Here is a 15,839-nt window from a genome sequence, read left to right as displayed (position 1 = left end):
TCGTTTCGATGATGCTCAAATAGTGATCATCGATGAGGACTTGAACGGCTGATTTTGCATAGCAATGATGCAAATGCTGCATTGCACCATTAAGCTTCTGTTCATCTTGTAAGCAAGGGCGCGCGCTGCGGACGTGCCGCGATTGAGGTGATGCCGATTTAGCCGACGTCGAGCACGATCTTGCCTATATGCTCGCCCTCCTCCATCCGCTCGTGAGCCCGCCAGGCGTCCGTGAGCGGGTAGATCATGTCCATGACGGGCGCCACCTTGCGCGTGCCCAGCAGGGGCCATACCTGCGCCTCCAGCGCCGCCGCGATCGCGGCCTTGAATTCGACGCTGCGCGGCCTCAGCGTCGAACCCGTATGGGTCAGCCGCTTGACCATGACCTTGGAAAAGTCGGCGCTCGCCACCGCGCCGGCCTGGACGGCGATCTGCACGATCCGGCCCTCGACAGCGGCGGCCTCGTAGTTTCGCTGGACATAATCGCCACCGACCATGTCGAGGATGACGTTGGCGCCCCGGCCTTCGGTCGCCTCTTTGACCGCAGCGACGAAATCCTGCTCGCGGTAATTGATCGCGCGGTCGGCACCGAGCTTCAGGCAGGCGTCACATTTCTCCTGGGATCCGGCGGTGGTGATGACATAGGCGCCGAAGGCCGAGGCGAGTTGGATCGCCGTGGTGCCGATGCCGGACGAGCCGCCATGGACGAGCAGTGTCTCACCCTTCTTGAGCCCGCCGCGCTCGAACACATTGTGCCAGACGGTGAAGTAGTTCTCCGGCACCGCCGCCGCTTCCGTGTGGGTGAAACCCGCCGGCAGCGGCAGAACGCTGCCTGCATGAACCCTAGCATATTCGGCATAGCCGCCGCCGGGCGTGAGCGCGCAGACCCGGTCGCCAATGCGCCAGCGCGATATCTCGTCGCCAAGAGCGGCCACTTCTCCCGACACCTCGAGGCCCGGCAGGTCCGATGCGCCGGGCGGCGGCGGATAGGCGCCCTTGCGTTGCTGGACGTCGGGCCGGTTGACGCCGGCGGCATGGACCTTGATCAGGATTTCTCCGGGGCCGGGCAGCGGCACGTCGCGCGCTTCCGGCTTCAACACCCGGGGGCCGCCCGGCTCCGAGATCGCGATCGCCGTCATCCGTGCCGGAATTTTCTGTCCCCTCGCCATGAAGTTTCCCGTCTTTCCTCGCCGCACTCTTACCGGCTGTTTGCATCGACACCCCTGCCCTATGTATGCTCATTGCCAAATCAGGCAAATGGCCAATCTGGTCTGGCGGAGGAGGAGCAACGATGGCGATCTTCGACGACGAACCCAAGAAGAAGGCACGCCCGCACGAGATCGGGCAGGACCTGTCGCTGCTTTCCGTCGGTGAACTGTCCGAGCGCATCGGCATCCTGCGCGACGAGATCGCCCGGCTGGAGGCCGAACTCAAGACCAAGGACAACACCAAGTCGGCCGCCGAGGCGCTGTTTCGCCGCGGATAATTCGCTGAGGTAACCGCCCGCCGCCGAAAAGCCCGAATGCGACTGTCTTCAAACCTGCTTCCCTCCCAGTGCAGCCGGATCAAAAAATGCTCGCAGCCTACAGACCGATCCTTTCCCTGCTTCGCGGCACCGCCTTCCTTCTGGCGGCATCGGGACTGCACGGGCTGCTGTTGCCTCTGCGCGGCCAGGTGGAAGGATTCTCGACCGCGTCGCTTGGCCTGATGGGCACGGCCTGGGCCGGCGGCTTCGTCACCGGCTGTTTCTTTGCGCCGCGCATCGTGCGCCGCGCCGGACATGTGCGCGCCTTCGGCACCTTTGCCGCGTCCGGCGCCATCGTGGCGCTGCTGACGGGCCTTGTCATCGACGAGTATGTCTGGATCCTGCTACGGGCCTTCACCGGTTTTACCATGGCCGGCGCCTTCATGGTCATCGAGAGCTGGCTGAACGAGAAGGCCACCAACGAGAACCGCGGCACCGTCTTCGGCCTCTACATGATGGTCACCTATGCCTCGATCATGGGCGGACAGATGATCGTCGCCGGCGGTGACGTGAAATCGGCGTCGCTGTTCATGATCACCGGCATCCTGTTCTGCCTGTCGCTCATTCCGACCGCGGTTTCGACCGCCTCGCATCCGAAGCCGCTGCAGGACGTCAAGCTCGACGTCAGGGGGCTCTACGCCAACTCTCCGGTGTCGGCGATTGCCTGCCTCTTGATCGGCATCGCCAATGGCGCCTGGGGCACGCTTGGCGCGGTCTACGGTGCCCGCATCGGCATCCCTACTGCCGAGATCGCCTTGATGATGAGCCTTGTGGTCGTCGCCGGTGCCGCCATGCAGCTTCCGGCCGGGCGTCTCTCCGACAAGACCGACCGGCGTTTCGTGCTGGCGGGTGCCGCTTGCGGCGCGGCGCTGTTCGCGCTTCTCATCTTCCTGTTCGAGCCGCGCTCCGCAGTCTTCGTCCTCGTCTTCACCGCCGCCTATGGCGCTTTCGCCTACACGCTCTATTCGATTGCCGTGGCGCATGCCAACGACCACGCGCGCTCCGAGGATTTCGTCAAGGTATCGGGCGGCCTGCTGCTGCTTTACGGCTTCGGCACCATGATCGGGCCTTTGCTGGCGGCGGCCCTGATGAGCTGGATGCGCCCGGAGGGCCTGTTCCTGGCGACCGCCTTGGCGCATCTGTCCCTGGCAGGCTATACGCTGCTGCGCATCAGCCGCCGCGCTCCGGTGCCGATCGAGGATCGCGATGCCTTCAAGACGCAGCCGGCCGACCGTTCGGTGACCCCCGAAGCATTGCGGCTTGATCCGAGAAGAAAAGCAGAAGCAAACAGTTGAGATTTGAAAAACTTTGCCTCACAAATGAGGCATGATGTTTTCCGACGCCTTCATGGCGATCGCCGACCCCAATCGGCGCCATCTTCTGGAAGAACTTCGACGCGGTCCGAAGACCGTCAACGAATTGGCGGCCGGGCTGCCGGTCTCCCGTCCGGCCGTGTCACAGCATCTGAAAGTGTTGCTTGACGCCGGACTGGTCAACGCCAAGGCTGAGGGCACGAGGCGTGTCTACACGGTGAGCAATGCCGGTTTCCTGAGACTCAACATCTGGCTCGATCAATTCTGGGAAGCCTGATTATTTCTAGTGCATCTCGCGCAAAAGTGATCTCGGTTTGCGACAACGACATGCATCGGGCAAAGACCTAAGGCGCGTCGCAAGTATCCTTTTCGACGCGACGCGCTTTAGCCGCGGTACCCGCCCTGTCTAGCTCTCGGCCAGGAAGTCACCGAGCCGATCCAGCCGGCGTTCCCATGAGAGGCGCCGCTCGTTGATCCAGTGCTCAGCCGCTCGGAGTGCCTTCGGCTCGATCTGGCAGGTGCGCACCCGCCCGACCTTCTGCGTACGCACGAGGCCGCTCGCCTCCAGGAGATTGAGGTGCTGGACGACCGCCGACAGCGACATGGCCAGCGGCTCGGCCAACTGGCTCACCGAGGCGGGGCCGCGTGACAGCCGGTCGACCATCTGCCGCCGCGCCGGATCGGCGAGCGCCTGAAACATCAGGTCGAGCTGGGCGGGATCATGCAGCATCGCGATCAGCCGTTGTTGTAGGGGAAGAGCTTGAAATAGGGCTGCGCCTCCTCGATCACCCTGATGAAGGCGGCGCGCTGCAGCAGGCGGTCGTGATAGCGCTTCACGGCGGGATATTTGTCGCCGAACGGCTCGACCTTGTTGGCGTAGAAGAGCGCCGGAGACGCCGCGCAATCGGCCATGGTGAAGGCATCGCCCACAGCCCATTCTCTCGATTGCATCTCCTGTTCGATGATGGCGTAGGAATTGCGCAACTGGCCGCGCGCCTGCTCGACACCGAATGGATCGGTCTTGTCCTGCGGCCGCAACCTGTCGCCGACGATCTTCTGCATCGGCTCCTGCACATAGAAATCATAGAAGCGGTCGGCCTGGCGGACCGCCAGCGCCATGTCGATGTCGGCGGGAACGAGGTCGACCGATCCCGGATAGTGCGCGGCCAGATATTCCACGACAATCGTCGATTCCAGCACCGTACGGTCACGCGCGTCGTCGCGCAGCGCCGGCATCTTGCCGGTCGGCGAAACCTTCAGGAAGGCCGCGCGCGATTGCTCGTCGCCGAGATCGACAATGACCGGCGAAAAAGGCGTGGCATTCTCGTAGAGGGCGATCAGCGGTTTCCAGCAGAAGGAGGCCAGCGGATGGAAATGCAGCGTCAGGGACATTCTTGTGCTCGTCTGTTTCTGCGGCAATACTGAATCATCTGCTTAACTATTTCGGTGAGCCTTGCTCATCAAGGCTGACCCACGAAGTCTCAGCTGGATCGGACGTGCGCGACGATGGCGGCTTCCATGTCAGGCCAGTCATCCGGATGCAGTTCGTGACCGCCGCCTTCGACGCGAAGGAGTTTCGCGCCGCCAACAGCTTGGGCCAAGGCCTCGCCATGCTCGATCGGAAAGATCGGATCCGACGTGCCGTGGATGACCAGCAATGGCGCTTTCATCTCGTGCAGGCGACCCTTCCACTGATCCGTGCCCTTGAGCATGAAATGATTGGTGGCGCTCAGGAAGCCGCCGGACCTGATATAATCCCGTTCGATGAACGCTCTCATCCCCTCCTCGTCGAACGGATGGGCAGTGCTGGCGATTACCCGCGCATCCCTGACCATGAAATCGATGACCTGGCGGCGGTCCGCCCAATCGACTTTGGCCCCATCGGCCGAATGCTCCAGATAGGCGTCGGTCGTCCGCGGCAAATGCGAAGTGTCGGTCCCCACGGGCGAACTGCTGATCACCGTCAGCGATGCGACACGGGAGGGGTGCTTGAGCGCGACGAGTTGCGCGATCATGCCGCCCATCGACATGCCCGCGACATGGGCCTTGCCGATGCCGTGGCTGTCGAGAACGGCAATTGCGTCCTCGGCCATGTCGTCGAAAGTATAGGGCGGCTGTCCCACCGGATATTTGGTCGACCGGCCGGTGTCGCGATTGTCGTAGCGGATCACGTATAGGCCGGCATCCGCCAGCTTCCGGCAAAACGCCTCCGGCCACCAAAGCATCGAGGCCATAGCGCCCATGATAAGCAGCAGTGCCGGATCCGCCGGATCGCCGAAGGTTTCGGATATGATCTCCGGACGGTCTTTGGTCGTCATCTCATGGCCTTCTCATCTGCTTGCATTTTGCAATCGGTTGCACGATAATAAAACCGATACGATAATGCAACCGGTTTCGTGGAGAAAATGGAATGACCCTCGATCGCCGGTCCGGCTGCCCGATCAACCTCTCGCTGGAGGTGTTCGGCGACCGCTGGAGCCTGATCATCCTGCGCGACATGATTTTTGGCGGCAGGCGCCATTTTCGTGAACTGCTCAACGGGTCGATGGAAGGCATTGCCTCCAACATCCTCGCCGACCGGTTGAAGCGGCTGATGGAGCTCGGCATGCTGACCAAGGCGGACGATCCTTCGCACAAGCAGAAGGCGATCTACAGCCTGACCGAGATGGCCATCACGCTGGTCCCCATCCTGGCCCATCTCGGCGCCTGGGGCCGCGTCTGGCTGCCGACCAGCGAGGAACTTTCGATCCGCGCCGAACTCCTGGAAAAGGGCGGACCGCCAATGTGGGAGAAATTCATGGCCGAGTTGCGCCATGAGCACCTCGGCACACCCCTCGATACAGCGCCCGGCCCCTCTGTCCGCGCGACGCTGCGGGCCGCCTATGAAGCGGTCGTTGCCGAAAAGGCGCTCAACGCCAGCCCGGCCGGCTGATCAACTATTTTTCCCGTTGAAAGGCCGGCTCTGCTACAAGGGACGGAAATCACACGTGACGGGATTGGATAGGCTCTTGGTTGAGAACTCTAGGGACACTGCCCGCGCGCGTGCCGATCTGCGCTTCAAGAAGCAGGAGGAGGCGGCGACGGTCCGTCAGAAGGCCATGGCCGAATACGTCGCCGAGAGCGACGCCCGCAAGGCCAAGACCGACAAGCTGCGAGCGCTGCGGCTCGCCAAGGAAGCCGAAGATCTAGCCAACACGCCTGCCGTCCCCGCCAAGAAGCCGGCCCGCGCCAAGAAAAAGTAACGCCCCGCCTTTCCGCCAATTCCTCGCCTTGAATCGAGCAGTCGTGACGCCGTCGGACAGGCGCGCCTTGATCCCGCGGCTTCACAGGAAGCAATTTCAACCGAAACCGGGATTGCCTCGTCCGGCTGGTCGCCGATGATTGGGCTGTTCAGCAGGAGATCGCCATGACCGTGCTATCGCTCGAAAAGGCCGCCGAGATCATCAACGCCGCTTTCGCCAGGGGCGCCGATCTCAAGCTCAAGCCGCTCGGCGTCTCGGTGCTCGACGCCGGCGGGCACCTGGTCGCCTTCCAGCGCCAAGACGGCGCTTCGTTCCTGCGCCCGCAAATGTCGGCCGGCAAGGCCTATGGCGCGCTGGCCATCGGCATGGGCTCGCGCAAGGTCGAGGCCTTCGCAAAGGAACGTCCGCATCTGGTTGCCGGCATTTCCGACGTGTCGGGGGGACGCGTGCTGCCGGTCGTCGGCGGCGTGCTGATCCGCGACAAAGCCGGCATCATCATCGGCGCCGTCGGTATTTCCGGCGACACGTCAGACAATGACGAGGCAGCCGCGATTGCCGGCATTGAAGCCGCCGGCTTCACCGCTGACCCGGGCTGAGCCTCAATTCAAATTGATGTCGCGGCTGGCCGACCGCATCGACACCGCGAACCCGGCCAGCACGTCGAACAGCGCGATGATCATCAGCGTGAAGAAGATGGAGTGGGCGGCACCCTTCACCAGCAGGAACTCGACCAGGAAAGCGACGAAGACAAGCGTCGACAGGAGATGGTCCATGATCGAGGCCGTGGTCGTGCGCGCCGACTTCACCATTTCGAGGAACAGGAAGATCAGCCCGATCAGCACGATCAGGTCGCCGAGCGTCATCGAGAACACCCCGCCCGACATCATGCGGAACGAGAATATCTCGCTCGCCCACGGATCGTCGCCGCCGCCGAATATACCGAGCAGGCCGAGATTGTAGAGCACGAAAGGCACGATCAAAAGCGGGACGGCACCGAACATCTGGCGTCTCCATATGGGGGCACCTTCTGTAGAATGCTCCACAGGCACGGCGTCAAGATTTTTCGTGCACGGCCGCAAACACGGTCGAAGACCGGACGCAACAACCATGTCAGCCGTTTGCCCGGCCGACATGAAAAAACGAGAGACGAAAACTCGGCGTTTGAAGTAGCCGGCGCGCACGCCGCACCAAACGCAAAAAGACCAGCCAGAGGCCGGTCTTTTGCAACTCTAACCTTCGAAAAAAGCTGGGCTCAGCTTTCCTTGGGCGTCAGCACCTGGCGACCACGGTACATGCCGGTCTTCAGGTCGATGTGGTGCGGGCGGCGCATTTCGCCGGAATTCTTGTCCTCGACATAGGTCGGGGCCTTGAGGGCGTCGGCCGAGCGGCGCATGCCGCGCTTGGACGGAGAGGTTTTGCGTTTCGGAACGGCCATGGATATGCTCCACTACATGGTCAAAAGCCCCGCCCGCCCTCGTGAAAGGGCCATGTCGGGGCCTAAATCTGAGAAAGTCGGGTGCCTATACACGCCTGACACCGTTTTGGCCAGCACTGCGGTGAATCTTTTTTGTACCGGCTAGTCCAGACAGCCGACATAAGCGCCTGAGCGCCCGGCGCGCCGCTCGATCAGGTTGGCAAGCCGTCTGAGGCCCGGTCCGGGTTTTGCCGGATTGCGGGCGATCGGATTGGGCAAGCTGACGGCGAGAAGGGCCGCCTGCCGGCGCGACAACTGCTTTGCGGAAATGCCGAAATGGTGCTGCGCCGCCGCCTCGATGCCGTAGATGCCCGGCCCCCATTCGGCGATGTTGAGATAGATCTCCATGATGCGCCGTTTCGACATCACCGCGTCGAAATAGACGGCCAGCGGCAGTTCGACGACCTTGCGTACCGAGCCCAGCGGCCGCGACCAGAGGAAGAGGTTCTTCACCGTCTGCATGGTGATGGTCGAGGCGCCGCGTGTCGCCTCGCCGGCCAGCGCATCGTCGACGACGCCCCTGAGCTCGCCGAGATCGACGCCGCGGTGGAAACAGAACTGCCCATCCTCCGACATGATGACCGAATGGGCGAGCACCGGTGCCACGTCATCAATGGAAACCCAGCGCCGGTCGTAGCCGGAGAAGGTTGCAAGGTCCTTCAGCATCAGCGTCGATACCGGATGCACGAAGAACGGCAGGTAGAGAAAGGTCAGCACCACCGGGATAAGCGCCAGCACGGCGGCCGCGACGATGCCGCGCCGGACCCAGCGCCTGAGACTGCGACGGTTCAAGCCTCGCGATCTCGTCGCCATGTCCAGCTTTTCGGTCTCATGATCGACGATCGGTTCCGCCAAGCCGCCCAACCCGCACTTCTCCTTGCTCCGGCATAATGGCGCTTGCCTTCTTGCGCAACGTCTGAGTGTCGGCTACCGGTCCCGGCCATGACGAATGAGGACGAAATGGCGTTCGAAATGGCGCTCATCAGGCGCGCGGCCGCCGTCGAGGTGATGCTGCGCCGGCTGCTCGACGACCGCCCGCTATCGGGCGAGATCGCGCGGCCCGATCGCCTGATGGCGGCGATGCGCCATGGCGTGCTTAACGGCGGCAAGCGCCTTCGCCCCTTCCTGGTCATGGAAAGTGCGACACTGTTTTCCGCCGATGGTGAAGCCGCGCTGCGCGTCGCGGCGGCACTCGAATGCGTGCATTGCTATTCGCTGATCCATGATGACCTGCCGGCGATGGACGACGATGACCTGCGCCGCGGCCAGCCGACCGTGCACAAGGCCTTTGACGAGGCCACCGCCATCCTGGCCGGCGACGCACTGCTGACGCTCGCCTTCGATATCCTCGCCGGCGAAGCGACCGCGCTGCCGGCCGAGCGGCGGGCCGCGCTGGTGCTGGCGCTGGCCCGCGCCGCCGGGGCCGGCGGCATGGTGGGCGGCCAGAAGCTTGATCTCGAAGCCGAGCTGGTGCGACCGGACGAGGCCGGCATCATCCGGCTGCAGGCGATGAAGACCGGCGCCTTGATCCGCTTCGCCTGCGAGGCGGGTGCAATCCTGGCCGGCGCACAGTCCGATGACCGGGAAAGGCTGGCCGAGTTCGGGTCGGCGATCGGCCTTGCCTTCCAGCTCGCCGACGACCTGCTGGATCTGACGGCCGACGCCAGGCAGATGGGCAAGGCGACCGGCAAGGATGCCGCCGCGGGCAAGGGGACGCTGGTTGCCTTGCACGGCGCGGATTGGGCACGCAGGCAGCTCGACGGTCTCGTCGGCCAGGCGCACGCGCTGCTCGAGCCCTATGGCGAAAAGGCGGCCCTGCTGAAGGCCGCCGCGACCTTCGTGGCAACCCGCAACAGCTGACGGAAGGCCCATTCGGGTTGCACATTGCACCTGTGGTTGTGCCAACGAAATCTTAATGTAAATGAAGCGTAATCCCAATTCTTAGAATGCGTATGTTTTGGGGTTGCGCATGCCGGAATATTCTTCCTTCATCCGGTCCGTCCGGATACGTTATCTTTCAGGATTGTTGGTTTTCGCGCTGGCTTCGGCCGCCATCATGGGTGCGCTCAATCGCGTCAATTCCTTGCGCCATGAGATCGATGCGCTGAGCAGCAATCTGGTCGTTTTCACCCGCGACCTGCGCAACGCCACGAGCTTCGCCGAGACAACCAGTTCCGCCTGGCGGATCGAGACGCGCGATGCGCTGACGGCTTCGGCGCGCGGCCATTCCGAGCGTCTGACCGGCGAGATCGAGGCACTGACCGCCCAGTTCGCGGCGATACGTCAGCGCCTGTCGGCCAAGACCGTCAACGAACTGGCAGCCGCTTCCGTCAACGGCGATCTGTTCTGGTCGCCGCGTGACATGGTTCGCAACTTCAATCTGATGTCGGTGGCGCAAAAGACCGATGAATGGAGTCCTCGCGAAATCCGCAACCAGAACGACCTGTTCGTTCAGCCCATGCTGGTGCGGGTCCGCACCGCGATGGACGAGGAACGCCATCTGGCGGACGCCTCCAGCGACCGGCTGCTTTTGTGGGCGAGCGGCCTGTTGTTTGCCGTCCTGGCCATCGTCGCCTTCTGGATCTTCCGGCCGATGGAACAGGCGATCCGTCGCGCCTTTGCCCAGTCGGCCGAATCCTTGTTCAAGGCAGAGGCCGCCGACCGCGCCAAGTCGGAATTCCTGGCCAATATGAGCCACGAGATCCGCACGCCGATGAACGGCGTGCTCGGCATGGCCGAATTGCTGGCCAAGACCGAGTTGAACCCGCGCCAGAAGACCTTCACCGACGTCATCGTCAAATCAGGCAACGCGCTTCTCACCATCATCAACGACATTCTCGATTTCTCGAAGATCAATGCTGGGCAGCTGACGCTCGATCCTGCCCCCTTCCGCCTCTCGGAAGCGGTGGAGGATGTGGCGACGCTTGTGTCGGCGCGCGTCGCCGAGAAGAACCTGGAACTTATCGTGCGCGTCGACCCCAGGCTGCCGGCCTATGTCGTCGGCGACGCCGGCCGCTTTCGGCAGATCGTCACCAACCTGGTCGGCAATGCGGTCAAATTCACCGAGAAGGGCCATGTGCTGATCGATGTCGGCGGTGAAACCGTCAACGACGTCGTCCAGCTCAAGCTGCGCGTCGAGGACACCGGCATCGGCATCCCGGCCGAGAAATTGCAGAACGTGTTCGAGAAGTTCGCCCAGGTCGATGGCTCCTCGACCCGTCGTCACGAAGGCACCGGCCTTGGACTCGCCATCGCCGCCCGTCTCGTCGACCTGATGGCCGGCAAGATCGGCGTCGAGAGCGAGATCGGCCGCGGCTCCGTCTTCTGGTTCGCCGTGCCGCTGCCGGTCCACCGCGCCGAGGCGCGCGATGCTATCGTGCCGGTGGACGTCACCGGCGCGCGCGTGCTGGTCATCGATGACAATCCGGTCAACCGCGAGATCCTGCTCGAACAGCTCAGAAGCTGGGGCTTCGACTGCGCCGCCGCGGAAAGCGGCGCGGTTGGCCTCGCCTTCCTCGATCGCGCCTGCCAACTCGGCGCCAGCGTCGACTGTATCATCCTCGACTATCAGATGCCCGGCATGAACGGCGCCGATGTCGCCCGGGCCATCGCCGCGGACAGCCGGCTGTCCGCCATCCCGGTCGTTATTCTGACCTCGGTCGACCAAGTCGATTTCGGCAAGATGATCATCGACTTCGGCATATCGGCGCATCTGACCAAGCCGGCGCGGTCGGCGGTCCTGCTCGGCACGGTCATCTCGGTCATCCAGAAGGCGCGTTCGCAGGTCGGCAAGGCGCAGTTCATTCGCGAGCCGGTCCAACCGATGCCCCAGGCGGCTCCGCCGGCCTTCACGGTTATCCGTGGCCCCGCCGTGCCGGTCGCGACAGTGCCAGAATCGAATGTGGCGCCGAACAGCCCGATCGACATCCTCATCGCCGAGGACAATGACGTGAACCAGATGGTCTTCGGCCAAATCCTCAATGGGCTCGGCTTGAGCTATCGCATCGCCGGCAATGGCCGCACCGCGGTCGAGATGTACCGGTCGCTGCATCCGAGGCTGGTTCTGATGGACGTCTCAATGCCGGAAATGAACGGTTACGAGGCGACACGCGCCATCCGGGCCATCGAAGCTTCGTCCGGCGGCCACATCCCGATCATCGGCGTCACCGCGCATGCGCTGAAGGGCGACCGCGACAAGTGCATCGAGGCCGGCATGGACGACTATCTGCCCAAGCCCGTTTCGCCCGATCGCCTCGGCGCCAAGATCGGCACCTGGCTCAGCGAGACGGTGGTGGCCAAGACGGCCTGACCACCCATCAACGCCTCAGACGGCTGCGTCCAGATGAAAGCGGCGCATCCAGTCCAGGCTTGTCTCGTCGGCGAGCTTGGCGACGCCGGGCCTGACATGCCGGGCATCCGGTGCCCGGACGCCCAGGGCTTCGCAGATGCGCAGCAGTGCCGCGGCGGGCTCGGCGGCAAGGTGCTCATAGCCGATCCGCAATGGCGCTATGCCTTGTTGCGCGAACCAGATGTTCCAGGCGCCATCATAGGCTTCCAACTCTTCGACCTCACCCTTGATGCGCTCGAAATCATAGTGAGGTTCCCTGGCAGGCCCTACCCTTTCGATTTCGGTTCCGTCGGGGGCGATATGCCAAAGACCGGTTTGCCGGGCTTTGACCAGGGAGACGGCCTGCGCGAGCTTGTTTTCGCGCGACAGGTGTATGTAGAGGACACGGCCAAAAGCCCTCTCGAAACGCGCTTTGTCCGACGCGAGCTCCGGAAAAATCCCGTCGAGTATCGCTGAAAGCTCGCCCAGGTTCTCCCGCATCAGGCGCAAACCGAAGATTTCAGTATCGCCCTTGCCTGCACCGATCGCCGCATTGAGATAGGCAAGCTGGAATTCCAGCTCGCCCATCGTGTCGCGAGCGGGCAGTCCCCAATCCTCGGCCCACCCCGACACATCCTGCCGCCGGTAGAATGAGTGGGGATCGCCGGTCGTTCCGGTGGCCGCCAGCAGCTTGCACAGCAGGGTGCTGCCGGTTCTGGGCGTGCCGCAGATGATGTATCCGTCGAACATGGGCGCGCTCGCGATGACAGGGCTGCTGCCCAAGGAGAGATGGTGGCCGCCGCTATAGCTGAAATCGTTGCTGGATGCGACGGGTGCCGGCTTTCAGGCCTTTACCGGTTGCGCACCACCACGCAGGCGCCACCGACGCTTTGCAGTTTCTGGCAGATGACATTGGCCGCAGTTCGGTCGTCGATCCCGATCCTGACGGCGTAGATGCCGCGCCGGCCGATCGGCGTGCGCACCCGGCTCACCACCGGATCATGCCCGGCAAGCAGGGCCGGAAAACGGCCCCGCACCCTGAGCCATTGGCTGATCGCGGCACTGCGGCGGAAATTGCCCGCCACCTGGACGCCCCATGGCTTGATGTTGATCGAGGCCATCGCCACCGTTCTCGACATGATCACCGGCAGCTTGCGGCAGGCGACCGCGAAATCCAGCTTGCCATCGAGTGGCTCGACTTTTCCGGCATAGGCCCGGTCCGTGAACTTATCGACCGGCTCGCCCATCACGTCGAAGACATAGCTTTCCGTCTCCATCGGCAGGAAGCCGCCGGAATTCAGCCAGCGCGACACCCGGCTCTCGCCGGCATTGTAGGCGGCGGCAGCCAGGCCAAGATTGCCATAGCTGGTCTTCATCTCGGCGAGATATCTAGCCGACGCCGGGATCGCCTGGTTGATATCGAAGGAATTTTCCAGCCCCCGCATCTTGGCGGTGCCCGGCATGAACTGGGCGATGCCCTCGGCGCCGACGGGACTGACGGCATTGGGATCGAACCGGCTTTCCTTCCAGATCAGGCGGGCGAAGAAGTCCCGGGGCAGATCGTTCTGGTCGGCATGCGCCTGGATCAGGTTGCAGACCTTGTCGATCAGCCGCTGCTTGGCCGATTGCGGCGGGTCGGCCTGGGCAAGCGTCGACCAGGCCATGCCGCACAGGAAAATCAGCGTCGCCCAGGGGAAACGCCGCATCTGGCCTACTCTGCCGCGGCCTTGCCGCCCTGACCGAACCTCTGTTCGATATAGTCGGCGACCATTTTCTCGAAATCCGCCGCGATCGACGGCCCCCGCAGCGTCGCCGCCTTCTTGCCGTCGACGAAGACGGGCGCGGTCGGCGTCTCGCCGGTGCCGGGCAGCGAAATGCCGATATCGGCATGCTTGGACTCACCCGGGCCGTTGACGATGCATCCCATCACCGCGACCTTGAGGTTCTCGACGCCCGGGTATTTCTCACGCCACACCGGCATGTTCTTGCGCAGGTCCGCCTGAATGTTCTGCGCCAGTTCCTGGAACACGGTGGAGGTGGTGCGGCCGCAGCCGGGACAGGCTGCGACGATCGGCACGAACTGCCGGAAGCCCATGGTCTGCAGCAGTTCCTGCGACACCTGCACCTCACGGGTGCGGTCGCCGTTCGGCTCCGGCGTCAGCGAGATGCGGATGGTGTCGCCGATGCCTTGCTGCAGGAGGATGCCCATCGCGGCGGAAGAAGCAACGATGCCTTTGGAGCCCATGCCGGCTTCGGTGAGGCCGAGATGCAGCGCGTGATTGGAACGGGTGGCGAGTTCGGTGTAGACCGCGATCAGGTCCTGCACGCCGCTGACCTTGGCCGACAGGATGATTTTTTCGCGGCTAAGGCCAATCTCTTCGGCCATCTCGGCCGACAGGATCGCCGACTGCACGATCGCCTCGCGCGTGACTTCCTGCGCGGTCAGGGGGAAACCCTTGTCCTGGTTGTCGTCCATCAGCCGGGTCAACAGTTCCTGGTCGAGCGAGCCCCAGTTGACGCCGATACGTACCGGCTTGTCGTGCTTGATCGCCATTTCGACGATATCGGTGAACTGCCGGTCCTTCTTGTCCTTGAAGCCGACATTGCCGGGATTGATGCGGTACTTGGCCAGCGCCTCGGCGCACGCCGGATGGTCGGCCAAAAGCTTGTGGCCGATATAGTGGAAGTCGCCGACCAGCGGCACATGGATGCCGAGCCGCAACAGTCGCTCGTGGATACGCGGCACGGCGGCCGCACTCTCGTCGCGGTCGACCGTGATGCGCACGATTTCGGAACCGGCGCGGTGCAGCGCCGCGACTTGCGCGACCGTCTGGTCGATATCGGCCGTGTCGGTGTTGGTCATCGACTGTACGACGACCGGTGCGCCGCCGCCGACGACCACACCGCCGACATCGACGCCGACCGAGGTGCGGCGGGGGAAGGGAAAGGAAAAATATCCGGTCATGCCGGCAGCCTTTTGTCTCTGGAGCGCCATGCGTCTCTCTGGAGCGCTATGCGTCTCTCTGAAGCCCGTGCGTCCGCTTGGACGCACAAGCCGGGTCCGATGCGCTGAAGTCCGGGCATGAGGTGGAGGAGCAAAGATGGCTTGTCAATGGCGACAGGTCGCCACTGGCAGCAATTGATCCCGCCGGGGACCTGAAACAGCACGCCGACCTGACGGCGGCCGGGCACAATGCGCGTGAAGGATATTAGCTTCGACTTATGGAATCGCTGAAATTAAAACCACTGCACCGGCGGCAGGTGCCGCCGGCAAGGAAGACCGCCAGTGGTGAGCGGCTATGTCAGGTGAGCGTCAATGCGAGGTTGGTTGCGCCCTCAGTTTCTCAATCGCATCCTTGAGTGCCAGCTTGCGTCGCTTGAGATTTACGATGTCGAGATCGTCGACCGACGGGTGATTCATCGCGTCATCGATTTCGCGTTCGATGTCGCCGTGTTTCCGCTGCAACTCATCAAGATGGGATGCAAGAGACATGATTGGTTCTCCCTTTCATGGTTTCCTCGATTGCAGCCGTCAAAGGCACGTCCACCGCAGGTCGCATCTGTGACGGCACAATGACAGTGTGCCACCATCAGGCAGCGATGTCGAATGCTGCGTGGTAGCATTCCACGACAACGTGAAATGTGATATGGGCTGCGCGCCGGTGGCAGAAATTGCCGCCCCCGCCCAACCAGGCCCAGTTTTGGGCGCCGCAGACGTGCAGACGGTAGAGAATGTCCGATCAGGAACAGGCCGATACTCGCCTCGAATTTTCCCGGCTGAAGCAGGAACACGCCGATTTCGATGCCGCGATCAACGCGATGATCGCCATGAATTGCGACCCGCTGCAGATCCAGCGCATGAAAAAGAAGAAGCTGGCCCTCAAGGACCGGCTGATGAAACTGGAAGACAAGATCATTCCAGACATCATCGCCTGAGACGCGGACGCCTCGCGCTCGC

20 protein-coding genes are annotated in these 15,839 nt (G+C 63.1%); 9 read left to right on the top strand and 11 right to left on the bottom strand.

What is annotated here, in order from left to right:
* Positions 1-158: 158 nt before the first annotated feature.
* The gene (locus O7B34_RS17200; protein WP_337147170.1) at positions 159-1,169 is read right to left on the bottom strand and encodes an NAD(P)H-quinone oxidoreductase; all 1,011 of its coding nucleotides are present in this window, start codon (positions 1,167-1,169) and stop codon (positions 159-161) included.
* A 122-nt stretch (positions 1,170-1,291) separates the two neighbouring features.
* Here O7B34_RS17200 and O7B34_RS17195 point away from each other — a divergent pair, with 122 nt between their 5' ends.
* From O7B34_RS17195 to O7B34_RS17185, 3 genes are all read left to right on the top strand, one after another.
* A complete protein-coding gene (locus O7B34_RS17195; RefSeq protein WP_027141877.1) occupies positions 1,292-1,486 on the top strand; it encodes a DUF1192 domain-containing protein in 195 nt (64 codons plus the stop codon).
* A gap of 68 nt (positions 1,487-1,554) precedes the next feature.
* On the top strand, positions 1,555-2,820 hold the full coding sequence (locus tag O7B34_RS17190; RefSeq protein WP_442920972.1) for an MFS transporter: 1,266 nt from the start codon (positions 1,555-1,557) through the stop codon (positions 2,818-2,820).
* 31 nt (positions 2,821-2,851) lie between these two features.
* Positions 2,852-3,115, top strand: a complete 264-nt coding sequence (locus O7B34_RS17185) for an ArsR/SmtB family transcription factor (RefSeq protein ID WP_010911936.1) — start codon at positions 2,852-2,854, stop codon at positions 3,113-3,115.
* Between the two features lie 129 nt (positions 3,116-3,244).
* Here the strand turns inward: O7B34_RS17185 and O7B34_RS17180 are convergent, their stop codons facing one another.
* The 3 genes from O7B34_RS17180 to O7B34_RS17170 form a co-directional block, all read right to left on the bottom strand.
* Positions 3,245-3,568 (bottom strand): ArsR/SmtB family transcription factor, encoded by a 324-nt coding sequence (locus O7B34_RS17180; protein WP_149907640.1) that lies wholly within the window; start codon positions 3,566-3,568, stop codon positions 3,245-3,247.
* 5 nt (positions 3,569-3,573) lie between these two features.
* Positions 3,574-4,230, bottom strand: a complete 657-nt coding sequence (locus O7B34_RS17175; protein ID WP_337147169.1) for a glutathione S-transferase family protein — start codon at positions 4,228-4,230, stop codon at positions 3,574-3,576.
* An 89-nt stretch (positions 4,231-4,319) separates the two neighbouring features.
* Positions 4,320-5,156, bottom strand: a complete 837-nt coding sequence (locus tag O7B34_RS17170; RefSeq protein ID WP_337147168.1) for an alpha/beta fold hydrolase — start codon at positions 5,154-5,156, stop codon at positions 4,320-4,322.
* A gap of 92 nt (positions 5,157-5,248) precedes the next feature.
* Between O7B34_RS17170 and O7B34_RS17165 the strand changes: the two genes are divergently transcribed.
* From O7B34_RS17165 to O7B34_RS17155, 3 genes are all read left to right on the top strand, one after another.
* Positions 5,249-5,770 (top strand): winged helix-turn-helix transcriptional regulator, encoded by a 522-nt coding sequence (locus tag O7B34_RS17165; RefSeq protein ID WP_027141872.1) that lies wholly within the window; start codon positions 5,249-5,251, stop codon positions 5,768-5,770.
* A gap of 76 nt (positions 5,771-5,846) precedes the next feature.
* On the top strand, positions 5,847-6,080 hold the full coding sequence (locus O7B34_RS17160; protein ID WP_027141871.1) for a hypothetical protein: 234 nt from the start codon (positions 5,847-5,849) through the stop codon (positions 6,078-6,080).
* A 164-nt stretch (positions 6,081-6,244) separates the two neighbouring features.
* Positions 6,245-6,676 (top strand): GlcG/HbpS family heme-binding protein, encoded by a 432-nt coding sequence (locus O7B34_RS17155; RefSeq protein WP_337147167.1) that lies wholly within the window; start codon positions 6,245-6,247, stop codon positions 6,674-6,676.
* A 3-nt stretch (positions 6,677-6,679) separates the two neighbouring features.
* On the opposite strand, the gene O7B34_RS17150 is transcribed toward O7B34_RS17155, so the two are convergent.
* The 3 genes from O7B34_RS17150 to O7B34_RS17140 form a co-directional block, all read right to left on the bottom strand.
* The gene (locus O7B34_RS17150; RefSeq protein ID WP_027141869.1) at positions 6,680-7,081 is read right to left on the bottom strand and encodes a hypothetical protein; all 402 of its coding nucleotides are present in this window, start codon (positions 7,079-7,081) and stop codon (positions 6,680-6,682) included.
* Positions 7,082-7,332: 251 nt separating this feature from the next.
* Positions 7,333-7,515 carry a 50S ribosomal protein L32 gene (gene rpmF / locus O7B34_RS17145; RefSeq protein ID WP_008834724.1) on the bottom strand — a complete coding sequence of 61 codons (183 nt, stop codon included), beginning with the start codon at positions 7,513-7,515 and terminating at the stop codon, positions 7,333-7,335.
* Between the two features lie 141 nt (positions 7,516-7,656).
* On the bottom strand, positions 7,657-8,418 hold the full coding sequence (locus O7B34_RS17140; protein ID WP_337147166.1) for a biosynthetic peptidoglycan transglycosylase: 762 nt from the start codon (positions 8,416-8,418) through the stop codon (positions 7,657-7,659).
* Between the two features lie 78 nt (positions 8,419-8,496).
* Between O7B34_RS17140 and O7B34_RS17135 the strand changes: the two genes are divergently transcribed.
* Positions 8,497-9,414, top strand: coding sequence for a polyprenyl synthetase family protein (locus O7B34_RS17135; protein WP_337147165.1), 918 nt, complete (start codon positions 8,497-8,499; stop codon positions 9,412-9,414).
* Between the two features lie 109 nt (positions 9,415-9,523).
* Positions 9,524-11,863 (top strand): response regulator, encoded by a 2,340-nt coding sequence (locus O7B34_RS17130; protein WP_337147163.1) that lies wholly within the window; start codon positions 9,524-9,526, stop codon positions 11,861-11,863.
* Between the two features lie 15 nt (positions 11,864-11,878).
* On the opposite strand, the gene O7B34_RS17125 is transcribed toward O7B34_RS17130, so the two are convergent.
* The 4 genes from O7B34_RS17125 to O7B34_RS17110 all read right to left on the bottom strand — a co-directional run bounded on the left by O7B34_RS17125 (position 11,879) and on the right by O7B34_RS17110 (position 15,374).
* The gene (locus O7B34_RS17125) at positions 11,879-12,631 is read right to left on the bottom strand and encodes a Stf0 family sulfotransferase (RefSeq protein WP_337147162.1); all 753 of its coding nucleotides are present in this window, start codon (positions 12,629-12,631) and stop codon (positions 11,879-11,881) included.
* A 101-nt stretch (positions 12,632-12,732) separates the two neighbouring features.
* Positions 12,733-13,587 carry a lytic transglycosylase domain-containing protein gene (locus O7B34_RS17120; RefSeq protein WP_337129454.1) on the bottom strand — a complete coding sequence of 285 codons (855 nt, stop codon included), beginning with the start codon at positions 13,585-13,587 and terminating at the stop codon, positions 12,733-12,735.
* 5 nt (positions 13,588-13,592) lie between these two features.
* Positions 13,593-14,846, bottom strand: a complete 1,254-nt coding sequence (gene ispG / locus O7B34_RS17115; protein WP_337147323.1) for a flavodoxin-dependent (E)-4-hydroxy-3-methylbut-2-enyl-diphosphate synthase — start codon at positions 14,844-14,846, stop codon at positions 13,593-13,595.
* 348 nt (positions 14,847-15,194) lie between these two features.
* Positions 15,195-15,374 (bottom strand): YdcH family protein, encoded by a 180-nt coding sequence (locus tag O7B34_RS17110; RefSeq protein WP_027141862.1) that lies wholly within the window; start codon positions 15,372-15,374, stop codon positions 15,195-15,197.
* 239 nt (positions 15,375-15,613) lie between these two features.
* Here O7B34_RS17110 and O7B34_RS17105 point away from each other — a divergent pair, with 239 nt between their 5' ends.
* Positions 15,614-15,817, top strand: coding sequence for a YdcH family protein (locus tag O7B34_RS17105; RefSeq protein WP_027141861.1), 204 nt, complete (start codon positions 15,614-15,616; stop codon positions 15,815-15,817).
* Positions 15,818-15,839: the final 22 nt, after the last annotated feature.

The organism is Mesorhizobium sp. Cs1299R1N3 (assembly GCF_037179625.1).
Lineage (GTDB): Bacteria > Pseudomonadota > Alphaproteobacteria > Rhizobiales > Rhizobiaceae > Mesorhizobium > Mesorhizobium salmacidum.
This window is presented reverse-complemented; position numbering and strand designations above follow the sequence as displayed.